Source organism: uncultured Tessaracoccus sp. (assembly GCF_947286155.1).
In the GTDB taxonomy this organism is placed as follows: Bacteria; Actinomycetota; Actinomycetes; order Propionibacteriales; family Propionibacteriaceae; genus Arachnia.
Window position 1 is genome coordinate 1 of record NZ_CAMYPD010000069.1, and the last position, 9,204, is coordinate 9,204.

Annotated in this window: 16 protein-coding genes and 1 pseudogene; 12 read left to right on the plus strand and 5 right to left on the minus strand. The window is 61.6% G+C overall.

The features are described from left to right. Positions 1-256: 256 nt before the first annotated feature. On the minus strand, positions 257-607 hold the full coding sequence (locus tag Q0X68_RS12390; RefSeq protein WP_297752324.1) for a VOC family protein: 351 nt from the start codon (positions 605-607) through the stop codon (positions 257-259). Between the two features lie 225 nt (positions 608-832). Between Q0X68_RS12390 and Q0X68_RS12395 the strand changes: the two genes are divergently transcribed. From Q0X68_RS12395 to Q0X68_RS12445, 11 genes are all read left to right on the plus strand, one after another. Further along, the gene (locus Q0X68_RS12395; RefSeq protein WP_297752329.1) at positions 833-1,447 is read left to right on the plus strand and encodes a TIGR02391 family protein; all 615 of its coding nucleotides are present in this window, start codon (positions 833-835) and stop codon (positions 1,445-1,447) included. 259 nt (positions 1,448-1,706) lie between these two features. Further along, complete coding sequence (locus Q0X68_RS12400) at positions 1,707-1,988, plus strand: type II toxin-antitoxin system RelE/ParE family toxin (protein WP_297752332.1); 282 nt, start codon at positions 1,707-1,709, stop codon at positions 1,986-1,988. Next, positions 1,981-2,283 carry a HigA family addiction module antitoxin gene (locus tag Q0X68_RS12405; protein WP_297743068.1) on the plus strand — a complete coding sequence of 101 codons (303 nt, stop codon included), beginning with the start codon at positions 1,981-1,983 and terminating at the stop codon, positions 2,281-2,283. Before Q0X68_RS12400 ends, Q0X68_RS12405 begins: the two co-directional genes overlap by 8 nt. A gap of 180 nt (positions 2,284-2,463) precedes the next feature. Next, the gene (locus Q0X68_RS12410) at positions 2,464-2,613 is read left to right on the plus strand and encodes a hypothetical protein (RefSeq protein WP_297752334.1); all 150 of its coding nucleotides are present in this window, start codon (positions 2,464-2,466) and stop codon (positions 2,611-2,613) included. Then, the gene (locus tag Q0X68_RS12415; RefSeq protein WP_297752363.1) at positions 2,610-2,687 is read left to right on the plus strand and encodes a hypothetical protein; all 78 of its coding nucleotides are present in this window, start codon (positions 2,610-2,612) and stop codon (positions 2,685-2,687) included. Before Q0X68_RS12410 ends, Q0X68_RS12415 begins: the two co-directional genes overlap by 4 nt. Then, complete coding sequence (locus Q0X68_RS12420) at positions 2,659-2,982, plus strand: HigA family addiction module antitoxin (protein ID WP_297752337.1); 324 nt, start codon at positions 2,659-2,661, stop codon at positions 2,980-2,982. The genes Q0X68_RS12415 and Q0X68_RS12420 overlap by 29 nt, the downstream gene beginning before the upstream one ends. 151 nt (positions 2,983-3,133) lie before the next feature. Beyond that, positions 3,134-3,367, plus strand: coding sequence for a FitA-like ribbon-helix-helix domain-containing protein (locus Q0X68_RS12425; RefSeq protein WP_297752340.1), 234 nt, complete (start codon positions 3,134-3,136; stop codon positions 3,365-3,367). Then, positions 3,364-3,789 (plus strand): type II toxin-antitoxin system VapC family toxin, encoded by a 426-nt coding sequence (locus Q0X68_RS12430; RefSeq protein ID WP_297752343.1) that lies wholly within the window; start codon positions 3,364-3,366, stop codon positions 3,787-3,789. The genes Q0X68_RS12425 and Q0X68_RS12430 overlap by 4 nt, the downstream gene beginning before the upstream one ends. Continuing rightward, positions 3,786-4,088 carry a hypothetical protein gene (locus tag Q0X68_RS12435; protein ID WP_297752346.1) on the plus strand — a complete coding sequence of 101 codons (303 nt, stop codon included), beginning with the start codon at positions 3,786-3,788 and terminating at the stop codon, positions 4,086-4,088. The genes Q0X68_RS12430 and Q0X68_RS12435 overlap by 4 nt, the downstream gene beginning before the upstream one ends. 256 nt (positions 4,089-4,344) lie before the next feature. Then, positions 4,345-4,980 carry a BPL-N domain-containing protein gene (locus Q0X68_RS13195; protein WP_366128379.1) on the plus strand — a complete coding sequence of 212 codons (636 nt, stop codon included), beginning with the start codon at positions 4,345-4,347 and terminating at the stop codon, positions 4,978-4,980. Between the two features lie 55 nt (positions 4,981-5,035). Beyond that, on the plus strand, positions 5,036-5,860 hold the full coding sequence (locus tag Q0X68_RS12445) for an alpha/beta fold hydrolase (protein WP_297752349.1): 825 nt from the start codon (positions 5,036-5,038) through the stop codon (positions 5,858-5,860). Between the two features lie 68 nt (positions 5,861-5,928). On the opposite strand, the pseudogene Q0X68_RS12450 reads toward Q0X68_RS12445, so the two are convergent. Further along, positions 5,929-6,093, minus strand: a pseudogene (locus tag Q0X68_RS12450) (integrase core domain-containing protein); the annotation flags it as partial. A 193-nt stretch (positions 6,094-6,286) separates the two neighbouring features. On the opposite strand from Q0X68_RS12450, the gene Q0X68_RS12455 reads away from it, so the two are divergent. Further along, on the plus strand, positions 6,287-7,318 hold the full coding sequence (locus Q0X68_RS12455) for an LLM class flavin-dependent oxidoreductase (protein ID WP_297752351.1): 1,032 nt from the start codon (positions 6,287-6,289) through the stop codon (positions 7,316-7,318). 124 nt (positions 7,319-7,442) lie between these two features. On the opposite strand, the gene Q0X68_RS12460 is transcribed toward Q0X68_RS12455, so the two are convergent. From Q0X68_RS12460 to Q0X68_RS12470, 3 genes are all read right to left on the minus strand, one after another. Further along, positions 7,443-7,805, minus strand: a complete 363-nt coding sequence (locus tag Q0X68_RS12460) for a hypothetical protein (RefSeq protein WP_297752354.1) — start codon at positions 7,803-7,805, stop codon at positions 7,443-7,445. 15 nt (positions 7,806-7,820) lie between these two features. Beyond that, positions 7,821-8,264 carry an alternative ribosome rescue aminoacyl-tRNA hydrolase ArfB gene (gene arfB, locus Q0X68_RS12465; protein ID WP_297752357.1) on the minus strand — a complete coding sequence of 148 codons (444 nt, stop codon included), beginning with the start codon at positions 8,262-8,264 and terminating at the stop codon, positions 7,821-7,823. Between the two features lie 98 nt (positions 8,265-8,362). Further along, positions 8,363-9,204: hypothetical protein (locus Q0X68_RS12470; protein ID WP_297752360.1), on the minus strand; the 842-nt coding region annotated here is incomplete at its 5' end.

The window sequence follows — 9,204 nt, forward strand, 5'->3', positions numbered from 1 at the left end:
GCCGGTTCATGACGTCGAGGCGTGAAGCAATGGTCAGCATGTGCTGAACAATACAACGTGTGCTGAACTATTCAAAATGCACTGAACTGACAGTTACGCGAAGGTCCTGCGACCTGCAAGAATTAGTCGATGGGATAGCAGATGACTGATCCTTTGTGGTTCGGCTGCCACCCAACGCGGGAGCGACGTGGGCGGCGAGGTTCTCGAGAAAGTAACTTTGCAACCACATACCGTGGAGTTCAAGTTCAATGTGTAGCTAGGCCTCGGGGTTGCCCACACAGAACTCGTTGCCTTCTGGGTCCTGCATGACGGTCCACACCAATCCCGGCGCCTCATGGGTGCCGAGTTCGGCAGCGCCCAGGCCTTTGAGGCGCTCTACCAAGGATTCGCGCTCCGCCCCGCCAGCGTCGATATGCATGCGGTTCTTGCCAGGCGTGGGATCCTCGACGCGCTGAAACCCTAGCGCCGGGGTCGAATCAACCATCACGAAATCGCCGTAATCCGCGGCGATTTCGCAGCCGGTTGCGGCGGACCAAAACTTGGCGAGCTTTGAGGGATCGTGGCAGTCGAAGGTGATCTGGCGGATCGTGAAGTTGGGATCGCTCATGGTTTCCATTGTGGGCGCGCGACAGCGCGCCTGCAACAATGCGGGGTGTTTCTGGTTGGGGTATCAGACCAGTTCTCTCCGGCCGTGTCAGCCCCATACGTCATAATGGAGGCATGGCCGAGCTGGACCCCGAGTGGGGCGATCAATGAGATAGACACGTTCCTGCAAGTCACAGCGAAGGTAGTCCCCGACATGGGCCCGGGCATCGCCTACCTTGGAACCGTTATGAGCGGATCGCCGACTGAGGCTGCGGCACGCGCCCATGTCGTTGAAGTGATCCTTGACCGAGTGCTTCCCGGGTGGAGACAAGGACTCCCGGTCCAGGACAAGGAGTATAGCTGGCTGAGGAGTCAAGCGGCTCGGGCCAAGACAGCGCTTGAACGTCGGTCTGAACTCGCTGAAAAGCTCGGAGAGAACACACCAGACTTAGACGCAGCCAATCTGCATCCGTGGGCGTGGGAAAATGGCAAGGGTTACTGGAATCATGGGCACTACCATCAAGGAGTGATGCAGGCTGCCATCCGCGTCAATGCAGAGACCCAAGCGAAACTGAACCGCCTAGACGTATCTGAAACAGCACTTTTCAACGAGGCGTTTTCACTCCACGATCCGAAGCGTAATGTGCCGCGCCTTCGGCTTATGGAAAATGATGGCAGTAGGACGTTTGAGAACCTGCATCGGGGCGCCCGCGCCTTTGCAGAGGGCTTGTACGCGGCTATCCGCAATCCCGGGATGCATGTTCCACACGACGGTGGTGAGGAGCAAGTCGCGTTGGAGCAGCTCGCGGCTTTCAGTCTATTGGCTCGCTGGGTTGATAAGGCTACCGTCCTGGAGGGGTGACAACATCGGTTTACGGAATAGCAGTCCGCTTTGAGCGAAGGATGTGGGGAGCACGAACGCCTGTGATGGAGGTGCCGGGTGCTGAGTCGGCAAGGCCGTCCAGGGGCCATCGCCGTAGTTGTGTGCAAGGTTAACGCCAGCGACTGGGCTGGGTCCAAGAATGAACCTCGCACACGTTAAACTGCGCCGACACTCCGTGGAGTTCCGGTTTAACGTTTAGCGTTATTGACGTGTAGCGTTATGGGGGGTAGGATGAAGCATGATCCAGTCATTCGCCAACAAGGACACCGAGCGGTTGTGGAATCGAGAGCGGGTGCGCTCGATTGATTCCCGAATCCATTCGGTGGCACTGCGCAAGCTGCGGCAGCTTGCGTACGTGCAAAGCCTCGAGGAGCTGCGGATTCCGCCGGGAAACCGTCTCGAAGCGTTGAAAGGGGACAGGCGGGGTCAACACAGTATTCGCATCAACAGCCAGTGGCGGATCTGCTTTCGGTGGACGGCAGCTGGTCCAGAGGAGGTCGAGATCGTTGACTATCACTGACAAGCTTCCACCAGTACACCCTGGTGAAATTCTCATGGAGGACTTCCTCAAGGAGATGGGGGTCACGCAGCACAAACTCGCTGTTTCCATCGGCGTTCCACCGCGCCGGATCAATGAGATCGTTCACGGGAAGCGGGCTGTTACTGCCGATACTGCTCTCCGTTTAGGGAAGTATTTTGGGATGAGCCCGCAGTTTTGGCTGGGGCTGCAAGCGCAGTACGACCTAGATGTGGCCGAGGACAAAATCCTTGCCGAGGTTGAGCAGATTCAGCCGGTCCAAGCTGCCTCGGCGTAGCTGTGGTAATTCAATCCAAGCCCTAATGAGTTTCGTCTTTGGCGCCTGCGCTTCTAGCTGTAGTCATCCACTGACCTGATGGTCATACCGCGAGCATCAAGCTCATTCCTCGCTCAGCGAAGAACGAATCGATGTCCTCCTTCTGCAGAGTTTTGTTGAAGAACTTTCACCCTCGCGCTATTGAATCTGCTGGAAAGCTCTTCGCGGGCGGCCATGCGGAAGCTGGAGCTGATCCACGCAGCGAAGGATCTCGATGATCTGCGAATCTCGCCGGGAATCGGCTGGAGCGTCTCGTTGTCGACCGGCGTGGGCAGTACAGCATCCGTGTGAGTGCGCAATGGCGTATCTGCTTCGTCTGGAGGGATGGATGTGCGGATGGTGTCGAGCTCGTCGACTACCGCTGAGGCCGACCTGATCGAGCCGATCCACCCGGGAGAGATCCTGATGGAGGACTTGATCGAGGGTTTCAGGGTCACTCAGCATAAGCTCGTCGTTTCGATCGGGGTGCCGCCTCGTCGGATCAACGAGATGGTGCATGGCAAGCGTGGTATCACTGCAGATTCGGCGATGCGGCTGGCGCGGTATTTCGGGACGTCCGAGGAGTTCTGGGTGAATCTGCAGTCGAATTACGAGCTGCGGTTGGAGCGTCGCGCGTTGAAGAACACGGTCGCCGCTATTAGTCCACTCAAGGTCGCGTGAGTGAATGAAATCTCGCGGTGCAGTGTGTCCGTGCCGCCTACTTGCTGTTGACGTTAGGGGTGTAGGCATCGTTCTTGAGTTCTTCCGGTTGTTGGTTCTCGCATCGTGCCATCAGAGATATCTTTGTTGATAGCAGGAGGAGGTGGTTCTGATGTCTTCCATTATCGTGCGTGGGCTCGATGACCATGTGAAGCAGCAGCTCGCTTCTCAGGCGAAGGAACAGGGGCGGTCCATGGAGGCCGAGGTTCGCGACATCTTGACGAAGGCGGTCCGACGGCCGCACATAGGTGTGGCTCTTCTGAATGTGGCGCAGGATGTCGGTGGGGTCGAGGAGCTGCCGATTCCGACGCGCGATGATGTCGCACGGGTGGCGAGCTTCGAGTGATCGTCCTCGACACCAATGTCGTCTCGGAGATCTTTCGGCCCTCGCCGGAGCCTCGTGTCGTCGAGTGGCTTGTGTCGCTGACGGGTGACGTCGCGATCACGTCTGTCACTCTTGCGGAGTTGCTTGCCGGCGTTCGAAGGCTCCGGGAAGGTCGACGCAAGGACGCGCTGGCGCACGGGATTGAGGAAGCGGTAGTGCCGTATCGGGGGAGTCGGTCGGTGCTCGCATTTGATGCTGACGCGGCGGAGCGGTACGCGGAGGTGCTCGTGTCGCGTGAGGCAGCAGGTGTGCCGGTCAGTACCGTCGACGCTCAGATTGCCGCGATCTGCCTGGCGAATGGGGCAACCTGTGCTACGCGCAATGTGAAGGATTTCCAGCACATCGGCGTCGAACTCGTAGATCCGTGGGATGTGGAAGCTTGAAGCGTCGTTCGATCGATGTCATCGCCCACCAGGAGCTGACTGAAGCCGATCTGCATGGGCTTCGACAGCTCTTCGACAGCGAGTATCTCGAGGAGTTCGGTGAGTGGGATCCGCAACAGCCCTACGGTTATGCGCCACATGATGTCCACACCATGGCGCGAAACGAAGGTCGCGTCGTCGGCCACGTGGGATGGGCGCCCGCGAGAGTGACGGGGGCGCCGCGCGGGTATGAGTTCTCGAAGCAGGCCTCGATGCCGCCATTAGTGACCAGTGGGCGCGGATCCTCCGCGCCGAAATGAAGTACTCGGGAGTCGAACCTCCACCAGTCATCGAGTAGGCGAAGGAGGCGACCCCGTCTGCTCGTTCGCGGTGCTTCGGTGAACTGTGGAGCAAGTTCACTAGGATTGAGCTGTGAGTACGTTCGAATCACCTGCTGGATGGACGCGCCGGTCTGTCCTCGGGGGATTGCTGACGGTCCCGGTCGCCGGGCTGGTGAACGGGTGCGCACCAACCAGCACGAACGAGCACGGAGGTTCGGACGGGCGAATCGCCCTTGTGTACCGCGGCCCCGCAGGATGCGCAGGATGCTCGGAGATTCTTGCAGAGCGGCTGTCTCGACCACCGCTTGGCCTGGACGTTGCGTTTATCGGCCCACGCGAACAGGTCCCTCTCGAAGCGAGTGCCCTATCTGGAGCCGTCCTCTACGCTCAGCCAGGCGGCGGGGACGACATCAGTGGTGCGGCCCAGAGTTTTCCTTCGGATTTCATCCGCGGGCTACGTGACTATATTGCTACCGGTGGAAGCTACCTCGGAATCTGCATGGGCGCATATCTCGCCGGGAGCGAGGGCTTCGGTTTGCTAGATTATTCCGTTGCGGGGGAGGTAAACGTTCCCGGCTTCCCTGTAGAAGATAGCAGCGATCAAGTGGTGGCGGTCACGTGGGGTGAGACCTTGCGTTGGACCTATTTTCAAGAGGGTGCGCGGTTGCCAAGAGATGGTGCGGAGGAATATGCGCTCTATGAAACAGGCGATCTCGCTGCCGCATATTATCGGTGCGGTGATGGAAATGTGGGCTTGATTGGCCCTCATCCGGAGGCAGACGTGACCTGGTTCGAGGACGCCGATCTCGTCGATCCCGACGGCGACGACTGGCAATATGCGCTGCCGCTCGTCAAGCGGATTCTCAGTTGATCGCTGGGAAGGCCATGTGCGGCACATCTGCCGAGATCAAGCTACTGGAGGTGGCATGACCAACCGCACGGTGTTACGTCCCGACGGTGTCTCGATCGCGGTCACTGACCTCGGTGGCGATGGCCCCGTCGTCGTACTGCTGCACGGTCTCGCGGGGAGCTCGCGCGAGCTGCTGCCAACGGCGCAAGCGTTGCCGGGATATCGGGTGCTGCTCGTGGACCAGCGGGGGCACGGTGCGAGTACACGGCTTCCCAATGACTTGTCGCGCGATGCCTTCGTCGGAGACGTCGTCGCTGTCCTCGAGGAGCTCATCCCTGGGCAGCGCGCGGTGCTCGTCGGGCAGTCGATGAAAGCCCATACCGCGTTCCTCGTCGCGGTGGCGCGACCAGACCTGGTCAAAGGGCTCGTGATGCTGGAAGGGCATGTGAAGGGCAGCGATGATTCGGGCGAGGCCGCACAGCTCGGCAGGTATTTCGCGTCGTGGCCAGTGCCGTTCGAGGACGAGGCCGCGGCGAGAGAGTTCCTGGGCGGGGACGCGATCGTCGATGCCTGGGTGGCAGACTTCGAACTGACAGATCATGGCCTCGTCCCGCGCTTCGACGCCGCCGTCATGCAGCGCGTGATCGAGGCGGTGCACGAGCCCCGCTGGGACGAGTGGGAGGCTCTGACGGTCCCGACACTCGCGGTGTTCGCGAAGCATGGGATGTTCGGCAACGACGATCGGGACGCATTGATCCGGCGCAGGCCCCAGACAGACAGGATTGATCTCGATGGCGGTAGCCATGACGCGCACCTCGACGCCTTCGATATGTGGATCGACGTGCTCAGCCGCTGGCTGGACCGCCAGCGAATCGATGCCACGCACGCCCACGGGCGCTGATGGTTCTCAGTGCCGGAGCTCGGTGGAGTTCCGGTTCAACGTCTAGTTGTTCTCTGCCCGGGGAGGTCGGCTACGCGTTCGGCTTCTGATGTGTAGGTGCGAGCGCAGGCGCACTCCTCGAGCATGGTGCGGTTGAATCGTTCGACCTTGCCGTTGGTTTGTGGCCGATTCGGGAGAGTGTGCTTGTGGCTGATGCCCTCACCGAATGCGGTCTTGAAGGCGCTCGAGCGGTATTTTCACCCTTGTCCAGCCAACCCGCCAACCCTCACGTACTCCACCTCCGTGGCCCGTGCAGCTTGCCAAGGCACTGGAGGGACACGTTGCCATCGATTGACAGCGCGGGCCCAAAAGTCATTCGGTTGCGGAACGCTGTGCGGTCTGGTGGGGAGTACCCGCTATACTGTTGATAATTCAACTAGGAGGGTCATGAAGCGCTTTGGATTCCTGAGCTTTGGTCATCACGGCCCGGAAGGTGACCCGTTCGACGCTCGAGCGTCGTTGCACAGCGCCATCGAGTTATCCGTCGCCGCCGATGAGCTGGGTGTCAACGGCGCCTACTTCCGGGTGCACCACTTCGCCAGGCAGGCGGCCTCGCCGATGCCGCTGCTGTCGGCGATCGCGGCGCGCACGAGGCACATCGAGGTCGGCACCGGCGTGATCGACCTGCGCTACGAGAATCCGCTCTACCTGGCCGAGGAGGCTGCCGCACTCGATCTCATCGCCGACGGGCGCGTCGCCCTGGGCGTGAGTCGCGGGTCGCCGGAGCCCGCCGATCGTGGCTGGGAGGCATTCGGCTACACCGGCTCGACCGACCCGCGCGGGGCGGACATCGCGCGCGAGAAGTTCCCGCTGTTCATGGCGGCGATCCGAGGCGAGAAGGTGGTCGATGCCGATCCGAAGCAGTTCCCCGTCGGTGCCCGGCTCGGCATCCAGCCGCATTCGCCAGGCTTGGATCGTCGCATCTGGTGGGGTGCTGGAAGCCGGGACACCGCCGTGTGGAGTGCGCAGCAGGGGGTCAACCTCATGAGCTCGACGCTGCTCACCGAGGCGACCGGCGCGAGCCTGGGTGGCCTGCAGGCTGAGCAGATCCAGCAGTACCGCGACGCTTGGGCCGAGGCCGGGCACGGGTGGGAGCCGCGCGTGTCGGTCAGCCGTTCGGTGTTCCCGATCGTGAGCGACCTTGACCGTCGTTACTTCGGCAGGGGAGGCCAGGGCCGTGACCAGGTGGGTGTCATTGACGGTTACACGTCGACGTTCGGCCGTACCTACGCGGACGAGCCGGACAAGCTCGTCGAGCAGTTGCGGGCGGGCGCGGCGGTGATGTCGGCGGACACGCTCATGTTGACGATTCCCAACCAGGTCGGCACCCAGTACAACCTGCACGTGCTCGAATCGTTCGCGAAGTACGTTGCGCCCGAACTCGGCTGGGAGCCGGCGAACGCTCCGTCGAATCCTTGACGCCGCACGCCCGTTTGACCAGCGATCCTCCGACCCGAGTTGCACAACTTTAGTGCCCGAGTGATGTGAGCGGCCCTCGATGGTGTCGATGGTGCGGTGTTCTTGCGCGGTGAGTGTTTGCCCATCACGGACCGCGCGCTTGGGGGAGTATTGCCAGATCATGGGGTGCCTTCGTGATCTGGGAGCCGACGATGAACCGCAGCCCGGCGGCATCGATTTCCTTCTCCGCCTCGAAATACAGCGTGATCACGTCAAACAACAACAGCGAAACGTCCCGGCAGGGCTGATTCCACACATGTGTGAAACTCGCTGCTGCGAGCTGTTCTCGGTAATCCCTGCTGGCGCAGCGCTGCAGGGCTCGTTTCACCGTCGACAGGTGCACGGGTTGGAGGCCGAGTGCTTCGATCACGTGCAGGCTGTCCAGCTCCGAGGTCGGCTCTACTAGCCGAGCCAACACGAGTTGGAAGAACGTCTCATCCTTACGCATCGGCTTAGGAACGAACTAGGGAATCTGAGGACGCCGTCTTGTCGACTTCAGCTCCGAGCGCCGTTTCTTCGCTTCAAGACGGCGTCGTACCGAGCCCTGCGTCGGCGTTGTCCTGCGCCGCGGGGGAGGAGGCGGAGCGAGCGCCTCGCGCAACAGGGCAGCCATGCGGCGACGTGCCTCGGCGCGGTTGCGGACCTGCGACCGTTGGGTCGACGCAGACAAGGTAAGGACGGTGCCGTCCAGGAGGTGCTCGAGGTTGCGGAGGACGCGGCGACGCTGGGCGTCGGAGAGCGATGCGCACGTGGCGATATTGATGGAAAGCTGTACCTTGCTGTCCGTCGTGTTGACGCCCTGGCCACCCGGCCCCGACGACTTCGCGAACCGCTCCGTCAGATCGGCGGCTGCGATAACTACACCGCCGGGGATCCCCGGGCCGGGCGCGATGGTCAGGTCGTTCATACAGCCCACCCTACGTTCTTGCCGCCCGCGTGTGCCGCCTCGTCGTCGCGTCGAGAGGCATTCGACCTCCTCGGTGGTCGCCTCGTGGGAGTTTTCAGTCAGCTCAGGGACTTGGCTGCGCCGAAGTCTGTGGCCAGCGCCCGGGCCTTCTTCACCGCCGCGGACGAACCCTTCTTCGCCGCCAACGCACCGATGCCGTCCCACGCGTCAGCCGGGACGTACTCTCGGCGGGTGGCTTCAAGCAGGATCTCGGCGTGCAGCGTCACGACATCGAGGACGCGGTTTGCCCACTTCGGTAGCGTGTCCTGGTCCCCGGCAAACCGCAGGGGTTCGCTCAACGTTGGCCACAAGAACGGCAGCAATTCGGGCTGCTCCTCGAGGACGTGCACCACTCGTGCCGGGCTCCACACCTCGTGGTACGGCAGCAGCCCGATCACGGCGGCCTTCACAGCAGCAGAGCCGTACGCCCTCTTTTCAGCAAGTTCCTGTACCAGTCTCGTCTTCACATGGATGTCCTCGTCGCGCACCGCCAGATAGGCGATCACTACCGCAACCAGCGCGTCGGAAAGCTCAGTTGCACCCCCGCTCAATGGGCGGTTCGTACCCTCGCGCCAGTTCCTGAAATCGTCGGCGACCAGGGCTTTGCCGTCCCAATGCAGCCAGCTTTCCTTGCCTTTCGGCTCGTCCTGGCTTACACGCCTGGAGATGGCCTGGCCCTCCTTCGCGATGTCGTAGAGCCATCTGGTCGGCCTATCAATCTCGAACACAGTCGCCGGGTAGCCGGGCACAACCATGTCGAGGTGCAGGTGGGTCTGTTTTGTGTTTGAACTCGATCCAGGTAACGAGTACGTCACCCCATCCGGGATGTTCGGTTTGGTCCCGGCTGCTGCCGGCCAGATCCGTTCGAACCGCGCTACGTCGAGCGCAGGCGTAGCAGGCT

Excerpts from the sequence above, each read along its gene's own strand:
- Q0X68_RS12390 (WP_297752324.1), bottom strand. The coding sequence starts at position 607 with ATGAGCGATCCCAACTTCACGATCCGCCAGATCACCTTCGACTGCCAC.
- Q0X68_RS12395 (WP_297752329.1), top strand. The coding sequence starts at position 833 with ATGAGCGGATCGCCGACTGAGGCTGCGGCACGCGCCCATGTCGTTGAA.
- Q0X68_RS12400 (WP_297752332.1), top strand. The coding sequence starts at position 1,707 with ATGATCCAGTCATTCGCCAACAAGGACACCGAGCGGTTGTGGAATCGA.
- Q0X68_RS12420 (WP_297752337.1), top strand. The coding sequence starts at position 2,659 with ATGGTGTCGAGCTCGTCGACTACCGCTGAGGCCGACCTGATCGAGCCG.
- Q0X68_RS12425 (WP_297752340.1), top strand. The coding sequence starts at position 3,134 with ATGTCTTCCATTATCGTGCGTGGGCTCGATGACCATGTGAAGCAGCAG.
- Q0X68_RS12445 (WP_297752349.1), top strand. The coding sequence starts at position 5,036 with ATGACCAACCGCACGGTGTTACGTCCCGACGGTGTCTCGATCGCGGTC.
- Q0X68_RS12455 (WP_297752351.1), top strand. The coding sequence starts at position 6,287 with ATGAAGCGCTTTGGATTCCTGAGCTTTGGTCATCACGGCCCGGAAGGT.
- Q0X68_RS12460 (WP_297752354.1), bottom strand. The coding sequence starts at position 7,805 with ATGCGTAAGGATGAGACGTTCTTCCAACTCGTGTTGGCTCGGCTAGTA.
- arfB (WP_297752357.1), bottom strand. The coding sequence starts at position 8,264 with ATGAACGACCTGACCATCGCGCCCGGCCCGGGGATCCCCGGCGGTGTA.